Source organism: Hymenobacter sp. DG25B (assembly GCF_000801315.1).
Classification (GTDB): Bacteria; Bacteroidota; Bacteroidia; order Cytophagales; family Hymenobacteraceae; genus Hymenobacter.
Genome location: NZ_CP010054.1, coordinates 2,400,936 through 2,422,988 on the forward strand (window position 1 = coordinate 2,400,936; position 22,053 = coordinate 2,422,988).

The 22,053-nt window shown below is 58.2% G+C and carries 19 protein-coding genes and 1 pseudogene; 7 read left to right on the forward strand and 13 right to left on the reverse strand.

Going from position 1 to position 22,053, the window contains the following annotated elements:
- Positions 1-596: 596 nt before the first annotated feature.
- The gene (locus tag PK28_RS10215) at positions 597-1,013 is read left to right on the forward strand and encodes a hypothetical protein (RefSeq protein WP_156126340.1); all 417 of its coding nucleotides are present in this window, start codon (positions 597-599) and stop codon (positions 1,011-1,013) included.
- 29 nt (positions 1,014-1,042) lie between these two features.
- On the opposite strand, the gene PK28_RS10220 is transcribed toward PK28_RS10215, so the two are convergent.
- From PK28_RS10220 to PK28_RS19010, 6 genes are all read right to left on the reverse strand, one after another.
- Positions 1,043-1,615 carry a GAF domain-containing protein gene (locus PK28_RS10220; protein ID WP_044513626.1) on the reverse strand — a complete coding sequence of 191 codons (573 nt, stop codon included), beginning with the start codon at positions 1,613-1,615 and terminating at the stop codon, positions 1,043-1,045.
- 199 nt (positions 1,616-1,814) lie between these two features.
- Positions 1,815-2,129, reverse strand: a complete 315-nt coding sequence (locus PK28_RS10225; RefSeq protein ID WP_044513627.1) for a hypothetical protein — start codon at positions 2,127-2,129, stop codon at positions 1,815-1,817.
- Positions 2,130-2,586: 457 nt separating this feature from the next.
- Entirely contained in the window at positions 2,587-2,691 is a 105-nt protein-coding gene (locus tag PK28_RS20930) for an ATP-binding protein (RefSeq protein ID WP_231576135.1), read from the reverse strand.
- 174 nt (positions 2,692-2,865) lie between these two features.
- Positions 2,866-3,288: a response regulator gene (locus PK28_RS10230; protein WP_044513628.1), complete on the reverse strand. Its 423-nt coding sequence runs from the start codon at positions 3,286-3,288 to the stop codon at positions 2,866-2,868.
- Between the two features lie 32 nt (positions 3,289-3,320).
- Positions 3,321-3,773, reverse strand: a complete 453-nt coding sequence (locus tag PK28_RS19005) for a sensor histidine kinase (protein WP_048825858.1) — start codon at positions 3,771-3,773, stop codon at positions 3,321-3,323.
- Positions 3,755-5,110, reverse strand: coding sequence for a PAS domain-containing protein (locus PK28_RS19010; RefSeq protein ID WP_048825859.1), 1,356 nt, complete (start codon positions 5,108-5,110; stop codon positions 3,755-3,757). Before PK28_RS19010 ends, PK28_RS19005 begins: the two co-directional genes overlap by 19 nt.
- Before the next feature lie 383 nt (positions 5,111-5,493).
- Here PK28_RS19010 and PK28_RS10240 point away from each other — a divergent pair, with 383 nt between their 5' ends.
- Together PK28_RS10240 and PK28_RS19015 are read left to right on the forward strand one after the other, a co-directional pair.
- The gene (locus PK28_RS10240) at positions 5,494-6,558 is read left to right on the forward strand and encodes a chemotaxis protein CheB (protein WP_044513629.1); all 1,065 of its coding nucleotides are present in this window, start codon (positions 5,494-5,496) and stop codon (positions 6,556-6,558) included.
- Between the two features lie 68 nt (positions 6,559-6,626).
- On the forward strand, positions 6,627-8,672 hold the full coding sequence (locus PK28_RS19015; RefSeq protein ID WP_071885142.1) for a PAS domain-containing sensor histidine kinase: 2,046 nt from the start codon (positions 6,627-6,629) through the stop codon (positions 8,670-8,672).
- A gap of 159 nt (positions 8,673-8,831) precedes the next feature.
- Here the strand turns inward: PK28_RS19015 and PK28_RS10250 are convergent, their stop codons facing one another.
- From PK28_RS10250 to PK28_RS21150, 3 genes are all read right to left on the reverse strand, one after another.
- Positions 8,832-9,254, reverse strand: coding sequence for a response regulator (locus PK28_RS10250; RefSeq protein WP_044513630.1), 423 nt, complete (start codon positions 9,252-9,254; stop codon positions 8,832-8,834).
- 83 nt (positions 9,255-9,337) lie between these two features.
- Entirely contained in the window at positions 9,338-10,549 is a 1,212-nt protein-coding gene (locus PK28_RS10255) for a PAS domain-containing sensor histidine kinase (RefSeq protein ID WP_044513631.1), read from the reverse strand.
- Positions 10,550-10,650: 101 nt separating this feature from the next.
- Positions 10,651-10,773: a hypothetical protein gene (locus PK28_RS21150; protein ID WP_262489737.1), complete on the reverse strand. Its 123-nt coding sequence runs from the start codon at positions 10,771-10,773 to the stop codon at positions 10,651-10,653.
- 116 nt (positions 10,774-10,889) lie between these two features.
- Between PK28_RS21150 and PK28_RS10260 the strand changes: the two genes are divergently transcribed.
- Positions 10,890-11,306, forward strand: coding sequence for a hypothetical protein (locus tag PK28_RS10260; protein ID WP_156126341.1), 417 nt, complete (start codon positions 10,890-10,892; stop codon positions 11,304-11,306).
- 100 nt (positions 11,307-11,406) lie between these two features.
- Here the strand turns inward: PK28_RS10260 and PK28_RS10265 are convergent, their stop codons facing one another.
- The 3 genes and pseudogenes from PK28_RS10265 to PK28_RS20135 all read right to left on the reverse strand — a co-directional run.
- On the reverse strand, positions 11,407-11,823 hold the full coding sequence (locus PK28_RS10265) for a hypothetical protein (protein ID WP_044513633.1): 417 nt from the start codon (positions 11,821-11,823) through the stop codon (positions 11,407-11,409).
- A 166-nt stretch (positions 11,824-11,989) separates the two neighbouring features.
- Positions 11,990-14,350, reverse strand: coding sequence for an Eco57I restriction-modification methylase domain-containing protein (locus PK28_RS10270; RefSeq protein ID WP_502213708.1), 2,361 nt, complete (start codon positions 14,348-14,350; stop codon positions 11,990-11,992).
- Positions 14,351-14,491: 141 nt separating this feature from the next.
- Positions 14,492-15,832, reverse strand: a pseudogene (locus tag PK28_RS20135) (DUF7149 domain-containing protein); the annotation flags it as partial.
- A gap of 457 nt (positions 15,833-16,289) precedes the next feature.
- Here PK28_RS20135 and PK28_RS10275 point away from each other — a divergent pair.
- The 3 genes from PK28_RS10275 (at position 16,290) to PK28_RS10290 (ending at position 20,227) form a co-directional block, all read left to right on the forward strand.
- Positions 16,290-18,977 (forward strand): ATP-binding protein, encoded by a 2,688-nt coding sequence (locus PK28_RS10275; RefSeq protein ID WP_044513634.1) that lies wholly within the window; start codon positions 16,290-16,292, stop codon positions 18,975-18,977.
- Between the two features lie 291 nt (positions 18,978-19,268).
- The gene (locus tag PK28_RS20440; protein WP_156126342.1) at positions 19,269-19,589 is read left to right on the forward strand and encodes a hypothetical protein; all 321 of its coding nucleotides are present in this window, start codon (positions 19,269-19,271) and stop codon (positions 19,587-19,589) included.
- 266 nt (positions 19,590-19,855) lie between these two features.
- A complete protein-coding gene (locus PK28_RS10290; RefSeq protein WP_044513637.1) occupies positions 19,856-20,227 on the forward strand; it encodes a VOC family protein in 372 nt (123 codons plus the stop codon).
- A gap of 615 nt (positions 20,228-20,842) precedes the next feature.
- On the opposite strand, the gene PK28_RS10295 is transcribed toward PK28_RS10290, so the two are convergent.
- Positions 20,843-21,262, reverse strand: a complete 420-nt coding sequence (locus tag PK28_RS10295) for a DUF4890 domain-containing protein (protein ID WP_044513638.1) — start codon at positions 21,260-21,262, stop codon at positions 20,843-20,845.
- Between the last annotated feature and the right edge of the window lie 791 nt (positions 21,263-22,053).

Consider the following 22,053-nt stretch of genomic DNA (forward strand, 5'->3'; position numbering starts at 1 on the left):
TACCAGGAAGTAGCTGGCTGGAGATTAACTAGCGAGAAACCAGGGTACCCTGCCAGAGATGCCGGAGAATAGCCAGGCCCTCCAGAACAAGGACCTGTTGTGCTTCTCAGCTTTGGTGATTGTGGGGAGAAGGCGCCAATAGCGCCAGGATTTCTTCCGCGCGATAGGGCAGACTCCTGGGCCAGGTGCGAGAACAGAAAAGCACGGGCCAGCTCCAGCGGACTTTGCCGGCTACCATCGACCATATACAGCGCTTCATCCAGGGCGGAACCTTGGAACTCTATTTGGGACAGCAAGTAGGAAGTATCCATAGGGAGGGCAATAATCACAGGCAAACTAGTCACCGTTTACTCCCTAATTTCTAAATTTATTAACTAAAAAATATCCAAATGGATCTACTCTTCATTTTGCGGTTGCCCTTTACCATGGCCATTAAGGCGTGTGCCGTCTTGCTCCTGTTGAAGGGGGCCGTAGTGAATGGTAGCAATTGGGGTGAAAGGCAAGGTAGTGGCCTGGAAACTCTTAGCCGAGAGGGCAAAACTAAATTCTAGCGCTACCGTAGTAGCCTCGCGCCGCTTTCCCCCTGCCACCCCAATATGCCCTTACCTTCCCGTGTGTATTTTGAGAATCCGGTTGGCCGGATTATGGAGCATCCGGATGAGTATGCGGTCATCCAGTACCATGCCGGTGAACGGGCATTAGACTGCCTGCAGGCCTTTTTACGGCATACCGGGCAACTCTTACGGTTACATGGCTGGAATCGGCTGCTGGGTGACCAGCGCCTGATGTCGCCCTACACGCCGGAAGAAAGCCAGTGGATTGTGGAATACTGGCTGGCGCACCAGAATCAAGGGCAGGCGGTGTATGGCGCCGTTATTCTGCCCGAAGATGAATTTGCGCGCCTTTCCGTCAATCAGGTGATGCAGGAGGCCCAGGCTGCAGCTTTGACATACCGCCTGTTCGACAATGAGGCAGCCGCGGTGGCTTGGTTAAAACAGGTACCGGCGGCCTAATTCGTCAGTAATTAGCTAACCGCCGGCTCTTAGGATTTGGTGGCCAGCTGCTTTTCCAGCTCGGCTACGCGGCGGAGGGCCTCGGCCGTCTGACGGGCATTCTCCGCCAGGGAGGTCAGCGCTGCCAGCCGTAGCTCCATTTCATCCATGACAATAGCCGCCATATCCTGAAGGATTAGCTTCTGGGCTTCGGTGAGGTAGCGCGGCTTCCGATCAATAATGCAGAAGGTACCCAGCTTGTGGCCATCGTGGGTAATGAGCGGGGCGGCGGCGTAAAACTGTAACCCAAATTCCCCGGCTACTAAGGGGTTAGCCAAAGTGCGCGGGTCGCGGCGGGCATCCTCTACGATATACACCTCATCGGAAAGAATAGCGGAGGCGCACAGGCCCGGGTTGCGGTCAATCTGGTTAGCCTCCAGCCCGTGACGGGATTTAAACCAGATCCGGTCTTCATCGACGAGGCTGATGATGGCAATGGGCATGTTGAAGACCTTAGCCGCCATAGCGGTCATGCGTTCAAAGGTGCCATCGACGGGCGTATCCAGGATGTTGTAACGCTGCAGGGCGGAAAGGCGGCCTGTTTCCGTAATGGTTTGAGTCATAAGAATGATGAAACAGGAAGCTGCGCGGTAATCCGGGAGCAGCGGCAAAGGTACCTTGGTAAAGGTATCTCATCTAACCTAGCAACGTGTGGGTTCGTTCCGTCTGGGGTAGTCTACGGCTGGAGGCGTAACCATTCGGCAGCGGTTAGCAGGCTTTGGAAGGTCATGAAAACAATGCCGGCCGAGGTATGCTGAATGGCTAGCTGCGCCGAAAGCTGGCTGTAGCGCTCGGGGAGTGCACCCAGGCAAAGTAGTGGCAACCCGCCTCGTGGAGCTGAGGAAAAAACACCTCCCCGCCCCAGCGGGCTGCCTCCGCCCACAGACCCGTCAGGTGGGTGTTATCGTTCAGCACTTTGGTGCAGCGTTCCTGCCGGAGGAGTTCCAGCAGCTTCAGGGCCCCGTGCATCACTTCCTCATCGGTGAGGTTGCCTTGCCAGTCCAGGTAGAGACAGTCATCGGTGTAATCGTAGGCAATCGTTAGGGAAGGAACCTGGTGAAGGATGCGCTGGGCCATAGTAGAAGGTGGCGGGACGCTGCGGTTAGCAGCGAAAAGAAAGAAGGGAGTACCATGGCCGGCTGTCTCAGGGGACGGACTGCTGCCCTTAGCGGGCGGCAAAAACGCTAAAAACATTAAAGACAACGACCCCAGCGGGCTGCTGGTTTTGGTGTTTTTAGCGTTTACCAAGAGCAGGCCTAGGGATAATCAACAGCGGCGCACCCTCCTGGTTATTTATAAGCAGAAGCGTAGGCAAGCAGGTGGGCCTTTGCCTGCCAAGTCAGCGTGAAGCGAAACACGAGGCTAGCGGGCCGGGAACTGGCGCTGATAGTGCAGGTTGAGAATGGTATCGACTTTCGCCTTGGTGAGGGGCTGGTTGACCAGGCCAGCTATGGGCAGCCTCGGCATGGAGGAGGTATGAATAGAGCGTTTGTGGTACCCGGAGAGGCTGGCGCAACCAAAAGGGTTCTACGCTTTAGGTTGCAACATGAAAAAAGGCCGGCCAAGGGAGTTCGATAATGAAGGTAGTGCCTTCCTGCTGCCGGCTTTGCAGCCAGATGTGGCCGCCGTGCCACTCCACAATCTGCCGGGCAATGAATAGGTCCAGGCCCGAGTAGTGACGCCGTAAAGCCTGATGCGGGAGGCGCAGCTAATTTTTTGAAGTCATTTACCCATAATATTTCCCTCTTAATACCAGCTTTTAGCCTGGCCTTTTCCTTAGGCCGTTCAGGTGGGTTTGGGAAAGTAAGGACGGTTAGCTGACCGGGATGAGATATGGAAAGTGCACTTCCAGTAACGCACTCAATTTTTCCTTGGTCAGGGGCTTACTAATTAGTCCGGCGATGGGGAGAGAATTGACGTGGCTCAGGTCGCGAGGGTTCATGGAGGTGGTGAGCACTACGATGACAACGGCCTGTTGCTGCAACAGGGGCATGGCCTGGAAGGCATCCAGAAACTCAATGCCACCCATCACGGGCATGTTGAGGTCGAGCAGCACCAGGGCGGGGCGGACCGGGCTGAACAAGGTGCCGCGTTGGGCCAGCATTTCCAAGGCTTGCTCACCGTTTAGGGCTACCAACACCTGGTCGGCTATGTTCAAACGATGCAACAGCCGCTGGTGGAGAAAATTGCTGGTTTCATCATCGTCAACCAGTAGCACAGTGGAAAGCTTATTCATAAGACGCGTAGCAATAACAGGAAAGGAAGACTTTATTCAGCTGTTGCTCCTGCCGGCAGCGTGATAATGAAAGTTGAGCCTACTCCTATCTCGCTTCTCACCGCGATATTGCCGCCGGCATTTTCGACCATGCGCTTGACCATGTAGAGGCCGATTCCGGAGCCATCCACGTGGTCGTGGAGGCGGCGGAACAGGCCAAAGAGCTGGCCCTGCTGAACCTCATTGAGACCTAAGCCATTGTCCTGCACCTCGAGTACAATGGTGGATTTGGTACTGCGGCAATGCAGTCGTACTTCGGGCGGGCAGCCGGGGCGCTGGTACTTAATGGCGTTGCTAAGCAGGTTGTAGACAATGCTGCGCAGGTTTTGGGGGGCGAAGGAAATGCTAGGGCAGGTGGTGATATCCAGAGTGAGGCAGCCATCCGCCGCAATCAATGAGGCGGCCAAGTCGATGCGGATTTCAGCCACTAACGCAGCCAGGTCCACGGCTTCCGGGGCTGGGTTTGGCCCCGCTGAAGCCGGGACACATCGGTGAGTTGGGCAATAGTAAGCTGGAAGCGGTCGACAGCCTGTTGCATACGCGCAAGCAGGGGCTGCACGTGGTCGGACTGCTTGACGGAGGCGGGCAGTTCTTCGCCTAGCGCGTGTAGCAGCCCTTCGAGGTTGCTGATGGGGGCCTTCAGGTCGTGGCTGGCGGTATAGACAAAGGTGTCGAGGTCGGCGTTGGTGCGCGTGAGCTGGCTGTTGGCGGCGGTCAGTTCGGCGTTGGCCTGGGCCAGTTGCTTTCGGGCGGCCACTTGCTCGGTCACATCGGTGCCAAACACGGCAATGCCCGCCGGCTGGCCGGCTTCCTCAAACCGGTGGTACGTGAAGTTAAAGTAATGGCGCCTGGGGGGCAGGCCATTGGGCTGGGCGAGGTCGGCGGGCACTTCGACCCCTACTTGCGGCTCGCCGGTGGCGTACACCCGGTCGAGCAGGGCCACAAAGTCTGGCGTGGCGGCGTCGGGTAGCACTTCCGCCAGGGGTTGGCCCAGGAGCTGGCGTCCCGGAAACACCCGTTCCTGGGCTGCATTGCAGTACTCAAACCGGTGGTCGGGACCCCGCAACAGGGTGAGCAGAGCGGGCGTTTGCTCAAACACCTGGTGAAAGGCTTCGCGCTCGTTCAGCTGCCGTTGGGTAGCGGCCAGCGCGTCGGCCTGCAGGGTTTCGTTGAGGCGGCGGGCCAGCACCGCCTCGGTGACGTTATAGGCGAAGAGAGAGACGCCGACCGTGTGGCCCTGCTCCTGGTAGGCGTCGCAGGAAAACGTGAAGTACTGGGTGCGGGCGGCCTGCCCCGCGGGCGGTACCAGGGTTAGAGGCGTTTCCACGCCGAAGTACGAGATACCGGAGCGGTACACGCCGTCGAGCTCTGCCACTAGGCCCAGGGCTTCGGCCTCGGGGTGCCAGTCGGCCACAGAACGGCCGAGGGGCATGGGGTGGTCGGGGAAAAGCTGCTGAAAAGCGGGGTTGCCGTAATCGAGCTGGTGAGTAGGCCCGCGCAGGATACACACGGCGGCCCGGGTCTGGCTCAGGAAGCGTACGAGGCTGGCCCGCTGATGGTCGGCCTCGGCCTGGGCTGCCTGAGCAAACCGGGTTGATGCCAAGACCTGGCCTTCCAGGTGCTGGATGTGCGCATGCAGGTCGGCATTGCTGGTGAGCAAATCTTGGTTGGTAGTCTGCAGGAGGTCGATAACCGTGGCCAGCTCTTGGTTTGGCTGCACCTGCCCGGGAGAGCCCGGAGCAATGTTAAGGGGGGTGGGAGTGCCGAGGGGGGAATTTGACATAGCGGCGCCGGATGCGCCAGGGGAAAACAGGAGCCAGGAAAGCAGCGGCGCAGACTGCGGGCGAAAAGGGCCGACGGCCGCGCTGAGGCGGTGGAGGGGCCTCCGGGGGCGGAAGGCAAGCCGGGCGGCCGTCCACGCGAACCCGGCAATAGGGATATACGGAGGTAAGCGAACAATGAACGGGAAGAAGAAAAGCCGGACCGTATGCGGGACCTTGTCCGTATACATGAAAAGATGCACTGCCCCTCCCCGACGGCTGCCTCAGGGGGCATAGCCTAGACAGGGCTATGCACTGCGCAGGTTTACATGCGGCATTATTACCGATGATTTTTGGGCAATACTAAACCTCACCGTGAGCCAATTGGGCTCCAACCGTAACAGATATGGCCCTTTCCAGAACAAAAGACCACCGGAAACACCGCCGGGATATTGTAGTGATTGGTGCTTCGGCGGGCGGCGTTACGGCCCTGCTGAATTTGGTGAAAACCCTGCCAGCCGATTTTCCGGCTCCTATTTTCGTGGTGCAGCACGTGGGGCCCGACTCGCCCAGCATTCTGCCGCAACTGCTCAGTGCAGCAGGGCCACTGCTTGCAAAACACCCCGAGAATGGGGAAATCATGGTACCTGGGGTGATTTACGTGGCCATGCCCGACCACCATTTACTGGTAGAAAACGACCGGGTGCTGGTGACGCGGGGCCCGAAGGAAAACCGCTTCCGGCCCTCTATCGACGCGCTGTTTCGCTCGGCCGCCTACATGTATGGCCCCCGCGTGATTGGCGTGGTGCTCACGGGCTACCTCGACGATGGTACCTCGGGCCTGTGGAGCGTGCAGCGCATGGGCGGGCTGGCCGTGGTGCAGGATCCGCATGATGCGCAACAGCCGGCCATGCCGGAAAATGCGCTGCAATTTGTTCAGGCCGACCACATTGTGCCACTGGCGGAGATAAGCGCGCTGCTGGTGCGCCTGACCCTGGAGCTGGCCCCGGCCAAAACGCGGCTGCCGGCCGCCCAGCTGGACCTTCTCAAAATCGAGTTTACCATTGCCAAGCAAAACAACGCTTTTGAGCTGGGTATCATCGACAAGGGGGAGCTTACGTCCTTCACCTGCCCCGACTGCCACGGGGCGCTCACCCAGCTCATCGAGGGCAAGCTGATTCGCTACCGCTGCCATACGGGCCACGCCTACACCATCAGCGCACTGCTGAGCGAGGTTACCCAATCAGTGGAAAGCCTGCTCTACCAATCCATGCGCGGGCTGGAGGAAACCAAGCTGCTGCTGCTGAACCTGGGGCAGCACTTTGAGCAGGAAAAACAACCGGCTGTAGCCGCGTTATTTTTCCGCAAAGCGGACGAAACCGGCCACCAGGCCCGCGTGGTGCATGACTCCATTCTCAAGCAGGAGGCACTAAGCGGTGACCTGCAGTTCCAGAAAAAGAAAGAAGGGTAGTCTGTACGCCACCAGAATAGCCGGTTTGCCCCGAATAAAGCTGTACCTTACTGGTATCCCCAGCAAAAATGCCTGATATAGAGCAGTTTGACAACAACACCCCCCACCCCACTCCACCGGCCGCTTCTTTGGTTGGCCGCGAGCCGGATGAGGCGAATAGTGCCGGGGCGCGTCAATTGTTGGATCTGGTGCGGGATTCCCCGGCTTGCCTAGCCAGTCTGGCCGGTCCTGACCATATGGTTACCGTGACCAATCAGCGGTTTCGCGGACTGTTCGGCAACCGGCCCCTGGTGGGCCTACCGCTGCGGGCGGCCTTGCCAGAGTTGACCAGTCAGCCCTTTTTCAGCCTGCTGGACGAGGCATATGCCAACGGGCGCACTTGTTACGGCCTTCAGGAAGTAGCTTACCACGGCCGCGCCGGACATAATCCCGTGCATTTCACGTTCATTGGCCAGGCCGTGCGGAATGCCGACGGCACAGTGACCGGACTATTGCTGTTTGCCTACGATGTAAGTGCCCATGTGCTGGCTCGCCAGTGGGTGGAAACCCATGAAGAGTACGCCGCCCGTACCCGTCAGCAGCTGGCCGTGGCCAACGAGAAACTCTCCATCACCAACGAGGAGCTGGACGTGACCAACGAAGAGCTGACGGTGAGCAACCACGAGTTGAGCGTCACTAACCTGGAACTGGCCCTGGCCAATGAGCGGCTCTCGGTCGCCAACGAGCAGCTGCGGGCCACCAACGAGGAAATTTGCCTGCAGGCAGCGGAGCTGCGCCGGGCCGAGGCGGCCGTGCGCCAGCTCAACGACGAGCTGATGCTTACCAACGATGGACTGGTAGAAACCGTGTCCAGCGCCGTGGAGGAAGTGGAGGCGGCCCGGCGCGAGGCGGAGGCACAGCGCCAGCGCCTGCACCGGCTGGTAGCCGAGGCCCCCGCCCTGATTGCCGTTCTTTCCGGCCCGGAGCACCGCTTTCAGCTGGTTAACGAGGCGTTTCAACACCTGCTTGGAAACCGCACCCTGATGGGCCAGCCCTTTCGGGAGGCGCTGCCTGAACTGGCGGGCCAACTGTTTGGGGAGCGGCTGGAAGCCGTGTACCGCACGGGTGTCACCTACCACGGCACCGATGAGCCCGCCGCCCTGGACCGCACCAACACGGGCCAGCTGCAGATGGGATATTTCAACTACATCTACCAGGCTACCCAGAACGCGGCCGGTTGCATCGATGGCATCCTGGTCTTCGCTTACGACGTGACGGCCCAGGTGCTGGCCCGGCAAGTGCTGGCCGACAACCGGCAGCAGCTGTTGGCCTTAAACCAGCAGCTGGCGGCAGTAAACGAAAAGCTCTACGCCGCCAACGCCCAGCTGGGGGACGCCAATGTACTACTCGTGGACGCCAACGACCAGTTGGGTGACAGCAACCAGCACCTCACCTTCGCCAACACTGAGCTGGATACTTTCGTCTACACGGCCTCGCATGACCTGCAAAACCCTATTACCAACCTGGAAGGGCTGCTGGGCGTCTTGCGCGAAGAGTTGCCGGACGAATGCCAGGCGGGCCCAGCGGCCCGTATTCTGGAGCTGATGCACGATTCGGTGGAGCGGTTCCAGCGTACCCTGGGCCACCTGGCCGCCATTACCCGCCTAGCCCCTGCCCTGGGCGTTCCCCCTGTTCCGGTGAGTTTGGCGGAGGTGGTGCGGGACGTGCTGCTGGACCTGGCGCTGCCCATCACCGCGACGGGCGCGCAGGTGGAGGTGGATGTGGCCGCGTGCCCGGCGGTAGCCTTCCCGGAAAGCAACCTGCGCAGCATTATCTACAACCTGCTCAGCAACGCCATCAAGTACCAGCGCCCCGGCCTGCCCCCGCGCGTGGAGGTACGCAGCCGAATGGAAAACGGGGGCTGCGTGCTGGAGGTGGAAGACAACGGCCTGGGGCTAAGCGCAGCCCAGCAGGCGCAACTCTTCGGCTTGTTTCAGCGCTTGCACGCGCACGTGGATGGCTCGGGCGTGGGCCTTTACATGGTGAAGAGAATGGTGGAGAACAGCGGAGGCCGCATTGCCGTGGAAAGCCAGCCCGGCGTGGGTAGTATATTCAGCGTCTATTTCAAGGGCTGAGGTTTGGTGCTTTTGCGGGCCGAATCAATCCGGCATGCATTCCTTATAGGCATTAAACGCCAACGCGCCTTTCCCTAAGAGGCAGGAATCGTGGTCGTAAACGCCAGGCCAAGGGCCTTGGCTGCATATAGGTACCAGTGCCAGCTGGAGTGCCGAAGGCTAGCGGGCCGGAAACTGGCGCTGATAGTGCAGCTTGAGAATGGTATCGACTTTCTCCTCGGTGAGGGGCTTGCTGACCAGGCCGGCAATGGGCAGGGCCTCGATGCGCCCCAGGTCCACGGAGCTCATGGAGGAAGTGTGCATGACGATGACCACAGCCTGCTGCTGGGCCGGGGGCAGCTGCTGGTAGGCTTCAACAAAGGCCAACCCATCCATGCCGGGCATTTTCACGTCGAGCAGTACCAGCACCGGACTGGTTGGGTTGGCCTGCTGGCTGAGTTGCTCCAGGGCGGCAAAAGCAGCCACGCCATCGGTAGCGGCCAGGTATTGGTCGGCGACGCCGAGCTGCTGGAGCAGGCGTTCATTGAGGTCATTGGTGAGCGGGTCGTCGTCGACGAGCAGCACACTGGAAAGCTTGAGCATGAAAAGCGGGACTTGGGCGGCAGATGCAGTTGGGGAAGCCCAAAAGGCCGCCCCTGCTGGTCGTAAAGATAAGGCAAGGCTGGCTAAGGGAGTTCGACAAAGAAGGTGGTACCATCTTTCTCCTTGCTCTCCAGCCAGATATGGCCGCCGTGCAGCTCCACAATCTGCCGGGCAATGAACAGGCCCAGGCCGGTGGTGACTTCTCCCTGCAGGCCGGCGCGGCGGGTGGGGTTAAACTTTTCGAAGAGGTTGGCGTGCAGCTTGCCGGGGATGCCAATGCCGGTATCCTGGACGGTGATGCGCGCCTTCCCGCCTTCTTCCCGCAGGCCGATGGTGATTTTACCCCCGGCCGGCGTGAACTTAATGGCATTGCTGAGCAGATTGTCCAGCACCCGACCAAACTTCTCCGGCTGGATGGGCGCATATTGGGGTTCGTCCGGCAGGTCCAGGGCCAGGGCCACACCTTTTTCCTGGGCGGCCAGGCGGTGTACCGCCAGGTGCTGGGTCAGGTAGGCGTTCAGGTCGGTGGGGTTCTTCTGCAGGCCGTGCTCGTCCAGGTCGCCGATGTAGAGAATATCCTCCAGCAAGGTATTCGCATGGGTACAGGCATGCTGGATAAGGGACAGGTAATGCACCATTTCCGGGGGTGGGGGCGCCTCCCCGTTGCGGCTGATAAGCTCCCGCTGAAGCAGGTCGGCCAATAGCTCAATCTGCGCAATGGGATTCTTGATGTCGTGGGTGGCCAGCTGCAGAATGGTTTCCTGCGCATCATACACCCGCTTGAGGGAAGCTTCCAGGCCTTTGCGCCCGGAAACATCTTCCAGAATGGTATAGCCCAGCTCCCCACCCTCATCGGGGAAGAGCACCGAGGTGACCTGGCACCAGAAGCTGGTGCCATCGGCCCGGATCATACAGGTTTCCAGCGTGAAGTGGGGCATCTTATGCTGCCACAGCTGCTGCTGTAAGTGCTGCCAGTCTGCGCTGTACTGCGGGTGGGAAAACTCCCGGATTTTGCGGCCAATAAGCTCCTGGGGGTTGGTGAAGCCGAGCATGGCCACCACGGCCTGGTTGACCTGGCGGATGGTCAGGTCGGGGGTAATGATTTTCTGCCCCAGGGGGGAATTCTCAAAGACGGTGCGGAAGCGGGCCTGGCTTTGCTCATACCGGTCGTGGTGCGCCTGGTGCTGGGTAGCCGTGAGCTGTTGTTCGCGGAGCTGGCGGATTTCCTCGCGCAAAGCTAGGTTTTCTGCCGCCAGGGAATCACTGGGAGCCGTGTGGTCAGGAGCCTGGGGCATAAATGACAGGGAAAAATAGGGTATACGGGCACTAAGATAAAGGGTAGGCACATGGGTGACAGGTAAAGCATACGGGCTGATGTGCTTTGCCTGCCTCCAGGTTAGGTGGTGAGGAGTTGCCGCGCGGCCTCGGTGAGGCCGTAGAGGCGGGCTACCAGGGTATCGATTTGCTGTTCCAGAGTGGTGGTATCGGCGGTGGGCTGGGTGGCTTTGGCGGCCAGCACCTGCTCTACCAGGGTTTGTATTTCCTGTTTAGGAAATGTTGCAGTGCTGGAAGGGAAGCTTAAGCCATAATACCCTTTATTTACTTAACTATATCCTCTGCTATATCCTCTCTTTTATGCAAAAAAAATTATTCAACGCGGCGGGCAGGGTACATATGACCACGGAATATGATACCGTGAATAACTGGGTGTATAATAACTGGATAGGCCCGCAAGACCTGGCCAGTGTCATGGCCGGCAGCGAGGCCGGCTTAAAGCTGCTGCGGAAACATTCCTGCTCCTTGCTGCTCAATGACAATCGGCACACGGTTGAGCACTGGGACTATGCCGTGGAGTGGGTGGTGGCGCAGTGGCTGCCACGCGCTTTGGCCGCCGGGCTGACGCACTATGCCCAGGTCATTCGGGCGGAATCCCCGACTTCCCTTTCGGCAGACGTCTTGTACAGGGCTATTAGTGAACAGGTGGAGATGCGCGTGTTTATCAGCCTGGCGGAGGCTCAAGACTGGTTGCAAAAGGTGCGACGTAAGGGGTAAATGCTTTTATAGCTCCCTCCTGCCGATGAAAGTAATCTTAACCGCCCCTTCGGCCAAAACTGAATGACTCAGGTTTTCGGCTGGAGGAAGCGGAAAGGGCTTAAGATGGCAGTGGAATAGTGGGCAGGCGGAGCCACTCATAAGCAGAGGCCACATCCTCAAAAAGAGCCAGCTGCGGCAACGGGCCGGCCGCTGCTTCTATAGTGTTGATATAGGCCCGGCTGAAGATATCGGCGCTTTGCACCCAGGCAACACTTTCGATACCCAGGTGCGCCGCCCGGGGCAGGTAGTTCTCGGCTACCCACCGGGCCAATTCCCAGCTGGATTGGGTAACCAGCGTGTTATCATTAAGGACTTTCCGGACGCCGGTTTGCTGAATAAAGCCCAGCACCTGCGCACACGCTGCCTGCACGGGGGCCATAGCAAGGGGGCCTTTCCAGGCCATGTAGAGCCAGGCGTGCTCCTCATCAAGCTGCACATCGAGCAGGGCGGATTGCAGTAAATAGGTAACGGCCATGAGCTGGACCAACGGGTAACGATAGGAACCCAAGATACAACCTGGGACACGCCTTATCCTGGTGAATAAAAAAGCCCAACGGTTACGTCGGGCTTTTCGGGCTTTTCTGAGATAACCCAGCGGGAAGTGTTTTTACAAATAAGTTGCCGGGGAATAGTGGGTGGCTTTACGCGGTGAGGAGCTGCTGCTCGGCTTCGGTGAGACCGTAGAGGCGGGCTACCAGGGTATCGATTTGCTGTTCCAGAGCGAGGGTATCGGCGGTGGGCTGGGTGGCTTTGGCGGCCAGCACCTGCTCCACCAAGGCCGCTATTTCGACTTGCTGCTCGGGCGTGGCGGTGGGGATGGGAAGTTGGGAAATATATTTAGGCTTGTATTCGAAAAAAGCGTCTTTCAATTTGGCTCCAATCGATTTGAAATAAGAGTCGGTGATAGAAGAGTTAAGAACACCTAGAAGATAAAGGTCATCTGTGGGAATTATGGTTGTTTTATCGTTTGAGTATGTTCCGTTTACATCATAGGTATAGGGTGCACTTGTAGCAAAAGTGCGGATGATAATTTTCGGATTTTCAAACTCGTTGTAGTAGTCGCAAGAGCGCAACTCCCACCAGTAATGCCCTTTGTCGGTGCGTTTAGAGGCGGCGGCTTCAAAGGGTAACAAATGCCTAGCAATAGCCGGGTATCGGGCTTCTAGTGCTTCCCAAGGGTTTGCGTGTGCAGGTGTAACCGGGGGTACATTATAGATTCCACGCTTGTCCTTCTGCCAACCCAACTGACGCCGTGTCCAACCAGTGGGCAGCATAATCAAGTACGTTTTGCTATTGGGCATCTGGTAACGCTTCAGGTCTCGGCCTGCCAGAAAGGGCTTCAATATTTCCTCGGAAGCGGGGTCTTCTGCAATAAGCTGTTCACACGTCGAGGCATCCAGCACAAAGGCTTCATTAAGCCCTGTCTTTATGCCATAGAAAATTTTACCCTTCACATATTCCTTTAAGGGAACCCCGGCCGCTAGCAATGCATCAACCTGCTTTTGCTTGGGTGCTTCCGACAGGCTCCAACCCGTTTCGAGGAGGGTACTTTGCAGTACCAAGCGGGCGTGCTCATCTACCAGCTCTTCAAGTGAATACTCAGGCAGCGAAGGAATTAAAGCGGTGCGAAAAACCGTGTCTTCGGCTGGGCGCTGTCGTTTGAAAGAAAGTATAGCAGGATAGGCTTTGACCTGCGGAAACACATACAGGTCACCAAAATCAGTGAACTCAACTAAGGTGTGAGAAACAGGGAGCCAGCGCCGTAGTGGTTCGCCAAAGCCGGTGTTCAGCCACTTATTGGAGGTGATGAAGGATAGTTCGCCTCCGGGGGCCAGCAGCCTGGCTCCCAATTCCATGAAGTAGATGTAGAGGTCGGCGCCGCTGGAACCGGTTTCATAATGGTCTTTCAGGTGTTTTTTAGCGGTGGGTGCCAGCTCCTCCTGCCGGATATAGGGCGGGTTGCCAATTACCACATCGAAGCCGCGGAACTGGCCTTTCTCATCGAGAATCTCGGGAAACTCGAAGCGCCACTCAAAGGCCTCGCGGAAGAGGGCGCCCTGCTCGTAGGCGGTAATTTCCTTTTCCAGCTGGTCGGCGAGGAGCTCCAGGCGGCGCATCTCAAAATGGCGCGCCTCCAATTGCTTGGCGGTTTCAGGGATGAGGAAGTGCTGGGTTTCGAGGGCGGCGTGCTGGCCCCGGTAGCGGCGCAGGTCTTCGCGCTTTTTGTCTTTTTTGTGCAGCACGGCCGTGAACTGCTGCTTTATCTGCCGGAGGTGGTCTTGGAGGGTATCCTTGGCCTCGCGGCCGCGGCTGTTGAAGTATGCGTGGACGGTTTCGCGGTAGGCTTTGAGGGAGAACTTGCCCTGTTTGAACACCTCGGAGAGGTCGGCATCGAGGGGGAAGCGGCTGAGCAGAGAGTTGCCGGGCTTGATGTTGAGGTCGAGGTTGGGCAGGGTTTCCAGCTCCTGGAAGTGGGTATCGGGGCGGTAGTAGGCGTGCTTGAGCAGCTCAATCCAGAGGCGCAGGCGGCAGATGCGCACGGAGTTGGGGTTGAGGTCGACGCCGAACAGGGCGTGCTCCATGAGGTGGCGCTTTTCGCGGAACAGGGCGCTTTGCAGGCGGGTGTGCTCCGGGGGCACGGTGCGGGTGCCATTGGGGGCCAGGGTGGCGCGGTACTGCACCAGCTGGTCTTCTTCGTCTTTCACCACCAGCTCGTCGCGGGCCACGACGAGGGAGTAGCGGAGGCGACGGCCTTCGTCGTCGAGGAGCAAGGATAATTCGCTCTTGATGGCCAGCAGCTCGTTGAGGGCCGAAACCAGGAAGTGGCCGGAGCCCACGGCGGGGTCGCAGACGGTGAGCTGGTTGAAGTGCTGGCTGTATTCCGGGCGCTTTTTACCATCGAGGGCATCGGCCAGCTGGGGAATGGTTTCCACCCCAAAGCCGTACTGCTTGTTGAAGTGCTGCACCACGGCCCGCCGCAGGGTTTGGCGGCAGATATACATGGTGATGAAGCCGGGCGTGTAGAAGGAGCCGTCCTTGTAGCCGTTGAGCTTCTCGAAGATGAGGCCGAGCACGGCGGCGGAAATGAGGGCTTTGCCGTCTTCCTGCACCTGCTCCTCCCCTTCGGAGGCAAAATCATAGGCATCGAGAAAGCGCAGCAGGTAAGCCAGGGCCTGGGGCGCCGGGCCGGCAGTGCGCAGCACAGACTTGCGGTGCAGGGGCAGCGCGAGGTGGTCTTCGAGGGCGCTGACCTTGATGGTTTTGTTTTCGAGCAGGGAGGGCTCGTAGAGGGAGGAGTTGAGGTAGGGTATGTGGCTGTACTGCGTTTTGACGGGCTCTTTGCGCTCCTGGGGCGGGGTGTTGAGGACGCGGAAGAAGAGCTTGTTGAGGGTGTCGTACTCGGGGATGAGCTCGGGGGTAAGGAAGCGGAAGCGGGCATCGTGGCCGGGGTGGTAGCGGCGGAGCTGGCCTTCGAGGAGCTTGAGGAAGAGCAGGCGGTTTACCCAGGTGAGGCAGAGCTCGAGGGCGACGCCGGTGAGGCGCTCCTCGGGGGTGGCGCCGTAGGTGGCGGCCTAGGCGGGCGTGAGGTTGGTCAGCTCGTTTTCACTGTCGAGGATGAGACGGGTGTTTTCGAGCAGGGAGCCGGGCTGCTGGCGCTCGGGGGCGCAGCGCTGGATGAGCTTGCGGCCCTTGTCCTTTACTTCTTCCAGGCCAATGAGGTAGAGCAGCTCCTCGTAGAAGGCGCGGTTAAGGGTGTTGGCGTCCTGGGCAAAGGGCTCTTTGAGCAGGTGGGGCGGGGAAAGCAGCTTGCAGAGCAGTATCTGGTCGCGCTCCTGGGTGGTTTTGGCAGTGAGGTTGAAGTAGGTGAAGGGCAGCTCGGCGGGCAGGGCCTCCAGGAAGGGCGCGGCTATGCTGTCGTAGAAGAAGCTGGTTTTGCTGGAGGAAGCGGCTTTGCGGTCGAACTCGCGGAACTGGCTTTTCAGGGTGGTATTGGCCCAGAAGAGGCGGTCGAAGTCGAGGGCATCGAATAGGAACCACTCGTAGCCGTTGGTGATGACCAGGCGCTTGAGGCTTTTGCTGTCGGTGTCGGCGTGCTTGTCGCGGTCCTGCAGGTAGTAGTAGAGCAGCTCGTGGAAGGCGCGGCGGTTGAGGTTGGTGGTGGTGACCATTTCCCCTGCAGTTTGGGGGCGCTTGAGCTCGAGGATTACGCCGACGGGGTCCTGGGGGCGGGCGCCGGTGCGGATAACCAGGTCGCGCTTCTGGCGCACGTTGACGTCGTAGGCGCCGAAGTTGGTATTCGTCAGGAAGCGGACGACGAGGTTTTTGACGTACTCCTCGGTTTCGTTTTGCTGCACGGCGTGGGCCACGTCGCGCAGCAGGGCGGTGCGGCCGGTTTCAAAGGTGTCGAGCTGCTCGCGGGTGGGTTTCTGGCGGCGGTAGGCGAGGTCGAGGGACTGAGCGGGGGTGAGTAGCTTAGGTAGCAATGCGAGCGGATAAACGGGGTAAGGAAATAGCCGGGCAAGCTACTGAAAAGCGGGGTGGAATGGTGAGGGTTGAGGGTTGGGGTGGTAGAAATAAAAGCCAGGTGGAGTAGGTATTCTTATTCAAAAAAGTCAAAATTCGCTGCCGAAGCCTTTAAGCCGGCTGATTGGTTTACCCGCGCTGTTACGCCGGGGGTGCGAAACCGCTTAGCGTATACGCTACCGGTTGTCCTGCTAATCAGGATGCATGCCGGCCAGCGTAGCCGCTATTCCGTCTGAAAGGTCGTATCTTGCCTGGCAGGCAAGCGGATAGCCAGGTATAGTGCTATAAAGCTTTGCCCTGGAAGTCCGGACCCGCGGTTTTATCCGGCTGACAGCCTGCTGCGCCCTACGCATCGGCTACTCCCCTCCTCCTACCAACCAACCCGCACTTGCCAGTCAGGCTGGTGATACAGACTCCATGCAGGAAAGCGAAAAAAAATATCGGCGGTATATCGAAGCCAGCCAGGATTGCTTAGTCACGCTTAATCTGGAGGGCGCCATCATGGACAGCAATGAGGCCGCCGTTATGCTGACAGGCGTGGAACGCAACGCCCTGGTGGGGGCTGATTTTTCCGCCTTTTTTACGGAGCCGGAATTGGTAAGGAATACCTACCGGGAGGCAATGGGGCAGGGCGTGGTTCGAAACGTGCCCTTCACCATCCGCCACGCCAGCGGCACTTTGACGGAGGTTTTATTGGACGGCTTCGTGCATAAGAACGAGCAGGGCGCGGTTCTGGGCGCGGTGTTAGTAGCCCGGGAAGCGGCCGGGAAGACCTGGGCTGCCGAGTTGGGTATTGCCAACAAGGAACTGGCTTTTCAGCTCAACGAAAAGGAAAAACGCGCCGACGAGCTCAGCATTGCCAACCAGGAGCTAGCGTTCCAGAATGAGGAAAAAGAGAAGCGGGCCCAGGAGCTGCGGGTAGCCAACAAAGAACTGGCTTTTCAGAATGACGAGAAGGAAAAGCGGGCCCAGGAATTAAGTATTGCCAACACCGAGTTGGCATTCCAGAACGACGAGAAGGAGAAGCGCGCGGCCGAGCTGGTCCTGGCCAACACTGAACTGGCCTTTCAGAACGATGAGAAAGTAAAGCGGGCCGCCGAGCTGCGCGTGGCTAACTATGCCCGCGGTCTGATTGAAGCCAGCCGCGACCCGCTGGTGACCATTAGTCCGGAAGGTAAAATCACCGACATGAACCAAGCCACGGTGAAAATTACCGGGATGCCCCGGGCACAACTGATTGGGTCCGATTTCTTCGTGTACTTCACCGACCCGCAGATGGCGCGCGAGGTGTATCAGGAAGTATTTGCCAAGGGCGCGGTGGCCGATTCACCTCTCACCCTGCGCCACAAAAACGGCAAGCTCACCGACGTGCTCTTCAATGGGTCCGTCTATAAGAACGACGAGGGCCAGGTGCTGGGCGTGGTGATTGTGGCCCGGGATGTGACCGACCAAAAGCGCATTGCCACCGAGCTGATTGAAGCCCGATTCGCGGCCGAGCGTGCTACCGTGCTGGCCGAAGAGGCCCAGGCCAAAGCGGAAAGCGCGGTAAAAGCCAAGCAGCAGTTTCTCAGCAACATGAGCCACGAAATTCGGACGCCCATGAATGCCATTATCGGCTTTACGAAAGTACTGCTCAGTACGGAACTGACGGATAAGCAAAGGGAATACCTGACGGCCATTAAGCTCAGCGGCGATACGCTGATTGTGCTCATCAACGACATTCTGGATCTGGCCAAAGTGGATGCGGGCAAAATGACGTTTGAGCAACTTCCGTTCAAGCTCGCAGCGTCGGTATCGGCCATGGTGCACCTGTTCGAAACCAAGATTCAGGAAAAGAACCTGGCCCTGGTGATGGACTACGACGCCAAAATCCCGGAGGTGCTGCTGGGTGACCCCGTGCGGCTGCACCAGATTATTCTCAACCTGGTGAGCAATGCCGTGAAGTTCACCAGCGAAGGCGCTATTACGGTGGGGGTGCGCATGCTGGTGCAGGACCAGGAAAAAGTCATCCTGGAGTTTTCGGTGACCGACACGGGCATTGGCATTGAAGAAGCCAAGCTGAGCACGGTGTTTGACGACTTCCAGCAGGCCACCAGCGGCACCAGCCGCCTGTACGGCGGCACAGGCCTGGGCCTGGCCATTGTTAAAAACCTGGTGGAGCCCCAGGGCGGCACCATTCACGTGAAAAGCACGGTAGGCGTGGGCTCCACGTTTAGCTTTATCCTGAGCTTTGGCAAAACGAGCGAAAAAGTGGATGCTGAATCGGGGTTGATCCTGGAGCGGGAAGCCGGGTTCCAGGACGTCCGGATTCTGGTGGTGGAAGACATTGCCCTGAACCAGCTGCTGATGAAGACGCTGCTGGAAGACTTCGGCTTTGCGATGGATGTGGCGGGCAACGGGAAAATAGCCCTGGAGAAGCTGCGCACCACCCGTTACGACATTGTGCTCATGGACTTGCAAATGCCCGTGATGAACGGGTTTGAGGCCACGGAACACATACGCCAGGAACTGCGCCTGAACGTGCCCATCATTGCCCTGACGGCTGACGTGACGACCGTGGATGTGCAGAAGTGCAAGGCCGTAGGCATGAACGACTACATCTCCAAACCCATTGATGACAAGCTGCTTTACAGCAAAATTATCAAGTATCTGAAGCTGGCTGGCGCTGACCAAACCGCCGGAGCCGCTGTGGAAAGCCCCACCACACAGGCCGAGAACTGCGTCAACTTCAATTATTTGAAACGGATAACCAAAAGTGATGCGCGCATGGCTGAAATGATAGGCCTCTACCTGCAGGAAATTCCCCAGCTGGTGCAAACCATGAAGCAGGCTATTGCCGAAAAAGACTGGCCAGGTTTAAAAGGCGCCACGCATTCCATCATTCCCACGTTTGCCACCATGGGGATGAACCCTGAACTGGAGGGCATGGCTAAAGCCCTCCAGGAGCAGGCGGACCGTTTGATTGCCACCGGAGAAGGGGCCGGCGCGGAAGCAATGGCCGGGCTCCTGTTTATGTTTTCCAAGATTGAGGCGGCCTGCAGCCTGGCGGCCCAGGAACTGCAGGCGAAGCTGCGCACACTGGTTCCTCCGCCTGCCCTGGCGTAGGCGAAAAAGCAGAGCGCGCCCACGGGTGGAGGTGGAATAGTGACGCCTTCCCTTTCCGCTTTTGGCAATAGATACGTCCGTATGGCTCCATCAGGGTTTATGGGCCTGACAGTGCTCTACATGACACGCTCCGGCACACCTATGCGTTGGAGGCGTTGCCTGTTAGATAAGTGCATAGGGCCCGGCAACATGGCCAGCGGGATACTTCGCGGGCGGTTGGCGGAGGTGGGCGCGTTAAGTAGCTTGGGTAGTTGGTCAGGCTTCAGGGGGAGGCGGCCAGTTGGGGCGCGGGTGGCGCTGGGCGGCCAGCTGCACCTGCCGGCGTTGATGCTCGGCAGCTTCGACTGTGAGCAGGCCGCGGCGCTCCTTTTGCTTGATGATGGTGAGCTTGAGGCGCAGGTGTTCGATGTTGGGGTGGTCCGAAGGGATGCGGCGGCCGATGCCCGTGGTGAGCTGTGGGGCTATTTGCTGGAGCTGGTGCAGGGTGGCGGCCTGCTCGCCGGCGCTGTGGGCTTTCTGGTCGAGGTGCTGGGATTCCAGATATTGGGCCTTACGCTCGAAGTAGGCGTGCAGCAGCTCGTAGATGCGGGCGGGGTCGATGGCTTGGTATAATGTCCTTGAGACTGTCGTGGGTGTAAGTGTGGGCCAGCGTGTCGGCTATTTCGAGGATGTCGGCGGCGTCGGGCTTGTCGGGCACGCGGAGGGAATCGATGAAGGCCCGGAGGATGACTACCAGCAGCTTGACAACTGTGGATATGAGGCTCCAAATGAAAATTTCATAGCCCGCCTCCGCTTAAACGCTTAATTTGATGAGAAGCTCCATCTTGCGCTGCAATGCCGGCTACATTCCGCATTAGTCTTTTTCAACTTTTGAAAACATGCCCTCACAAGCCCTTTCCATCCGTCCTTTTATCGGAGCCAGCGACTTCGCCGTTTCGCGAAGCTTCTACCGCGCATTCGGTTTCACTGAAATAGTGCTCTCACCCGTTATGTCGTATTTCGGGCTACAGGGCGTAGGCTTTTACCTGCAGGATGCATACGTGCAAGATTGGGTGGATAACACCATGCTGTTTCTGGAGGTAGCGGATGTGGAGCAGTATTGGGCTGAACTAGCGGCACTAGACTTACCCGGCAAGTACGAGGGCGTACGAATTCTGCCTGTTCGGCAGGAAGCCTGGGGTAAGGAGGGTTTCGTCCACGACCCCTCCGGCATCCTGTGGCATATCGGCGAGTTTAACAAAAGCCAGTAGGTTTCCCACTCCTGTTTAGACAGCCAGCGCAACTAATGGCGTGCGGTCTGTACATGCACCACCGCTAAAAAGGACGTGGCGGTTTCCTCGTAGCAGGTAGCAAAGCGGCCCGCATCTTTGAAGCAACCAAAGAAGCGTTCGACTTTGTTGAGGTCCGTGTAGAGGCTTTTATTGTAGAAGGGATGATTAAGCCGTTTGGCTTTGGGCGGGATAATGCTTCCATCCCATGCCGGACCAGTGTGCCGAGCACGTTATTGGAATCATAAGCCTTGACAGCCATGGCCGCGCCAGGTTGCCCAGGTAAGACCGTCAGCAGCGCGGGACGTTGGGGTTACTAGCCTCTGCGCCCGGCGTGAGCACTAATTGCCCAACGCGTCGACCACAGCGCATCCTGTTCGAAAAGCCTTTAGCTACCCTTTTGCCCGGCGCTCTAGCGGTGCGTACGACGTGCATTGCCCGGCTGTACTCCGCCAAAATGCGTCTGCGCCCCCTGCTGCGCGGCGCCAAAACCAATGGGAGTGCTCCTACCGGCAAACTACCCACGCGGCACACAAAAAGCGCCGGCCTACCGGCCGGCGCTTTTCATCGATTCAGGTAAGAATAAGACCTGAAAGGTTACACTTTGGCCTTATGCGCAGCCATTTTTTTAGCTTTCTGGTCGGCGCGAAGCTGCTCAAATTTGGCATACTGCTCTTTGCTCAGGATTTGCTGTAGCTTAGCCTGATACAGGGCTTTGCTGGCTTTACGCTCCTGCTTCTGGCCCTTGCTTTTGACGGCGCCAGTGCTGGCTACATGGCCCTGCTGGGCCTGATAGCGGCTGAGCTGCAGCTGGCGCACCTGTTCGGTCTGCTGAGCAGATAGACCTAGTTGCCTGGCCATGTGCTTGGCGGAGTGCGCTGCACGCTGCTCCGGGGTTTTATGGGCTTTGGTGCCGCGCTCGGTCTTTACTTTATGCTGCTGGGTTACTTCGCTCTGAGCGGAGGCCACACCCGTGGAAAGGGTGAAGGCGGCGAGGAGAACAAGGATGTTTTTCATGGACGTCGTATTAGATTTGTCTGGTTTGAAAGGGCAGTATAGCAAGCAGCGCTTCAGCTTGTTTTCTGCTTCTGACAAGGTATAAGACAAGTCTAATGCCAACTTTCGAAACCAATCCCTTCTGAGGAATAATAAAAAATAGTCAATTCGGCCATTAAACTTTCACCTTGCAAAGGTGTCGTTGATAGCTATATGGGTTTACTGAACTGGGGTACAACAGGCTATTGGATTATTGCACCACCTTTTAAGCCAAGCAAGCATCTACCCTACTGTGAGCAGATCCTTTAAGAAGCTGTCTGCGCTAGATTTTCAGGTTCTTGAATTAGTGGGGAGAAGCATAGCTGCTTCTCCGGCGTTAAACGACAATCGTGCGACAGGCGCGGTCGACGAGACCTAACCATGCGTCTCGTCATCGTTCTAATAGCTCTTCGCATACTCAAACAGCTTTTAAGTAAGCGGTATAAGGCAGCCGGGCGCACGGCACCCCTGACTGGAATGGAGGCTGGGGCTAGCCACGCGCGGCCATATTTAAAAGGGCGGCTCCCGGTTTTGGACTGGCATTGCAGTGAACTGGCAAGCACGGCGGAAAACAGGCCCAGACTGGTTAGATGAGGCTATTGTTTTTGAAAAACCCTCATGCAAAGCACTTAGACCAGGCGCCATTAGGGAGCACACCTAACGAAATGTATTCTTCCCCGCTGGATTTTTGAATTTGTGGAATGAGCTGCGGCAGGTGGACGCACATACTACAATGGCTAAATGGCCCGGAAATTCGCGTCTGCAAGTTCCCG

Bases quoted from the DNA above. Each gene is read 5' to 3' on its own strand.
- PK28_RS19010 (WP_048825859.1), bottom strand. From the start codon at position 5,110: ATGTCAAATTCCCCCCTCGGCACTCCCACCCCCCTTAACATTGCTCCG.
- PK28_RS10260 (WP_156126341.1), top strand. From the start codon at position 10,890: ATGCAAAAAAAATTATTCAACGCGGCGGGCAGGGTACATATGACCACG.
- PK28_RS10265 (WP_044513633.1), bottom strand. From the start codon at position 11,823: ATGGCCGTTACCTATTTACTGCAATCCGCCCTGCTCGATGTGCAGCTT.
- PK28_RS10240 (WP_044513629.1), top strand. From the start codon at position 5,494: ATGGCCCTTTCCAGAACAAAAGACCACCGGAAACACCGCCGGGATATT.
- PK28_RS10275 (WP_044513634.1), top strand. From the start codon at position 16,290: ATGCAGGAAAGCGAAAAAAAATATCGGCGGTATATCGAAGCCAGCCAG.
- PK28_RS10290 (WP_044513637.1), top strand. From the start codon at position 19,856: ATGCCCTCACAAGCCCTTTCCATCCGTCCTTTTATCGGAGCCAGCGAC.
- PK28_RS10225 (WP_044513627.1), bottom strand. From the start codon at position 2,129: ATGGCCCAGCGCATCCTTCACCAGGTTCCTTCCCTAACGATTGCCTAC.
- PK28_RS19015 (WP_071885142.1), top strand. From the start codon at position 6,627: ATGCCTGATATAGAGCAGTTTGACAACAACACCCCCCACCCCACTCCA.
- PK28_RS10220 (WP_044513626.1), bottom strand. From the start codon at position 1,615: ATGACTCAAACCATTACGGAAACAGGCCGCCTTTCCGCCCTGCAGCGT.
- PK28_RS10255 (WP_044513631.1), bottom strand. From the start codon at position 10,549: ATGCCCCAGGCTCCTGACCACACGGCTCCCAGTGATTCCCTGGCGGCA.
- PK28_RS10230 (WP_044513628.1), bottom strand. From the start codon at position 3,288: ATGAATAAGCTTTCCACTGTGCTACTGGTTGACGATGATGAAACCAGC.
- PK28_RS10295 (WP_044513638.1), bottom strand. From the start codon at position 21,262: ATGAAAAACATCCTTGTTCTCCTCGCCGCCTTCACCCTTTCCACGGGT.
- PK28_RS10250 (WP_044513630.1), bottom strand. From the start codon at position 9,254: ATGCTCAAGCTTTCCAGTGTGCTGCTCGTCGACGACGACCCGCTCACC.
- PK28_RS10215 (WP_156126340.1), top strand. From the start codon at position 597: ATGCCCTTACCTTCCCGTGTGTATTTTGAGAATCCGGTTGGCCGGATT.
- PK28_RS10270 (WP_502213708.1), bottom strand. From the start codon at position 14,350: ATGTATATCTGCCGCCAAACCCTGCGGCGGGCCGTGGTGCAGCACTTC.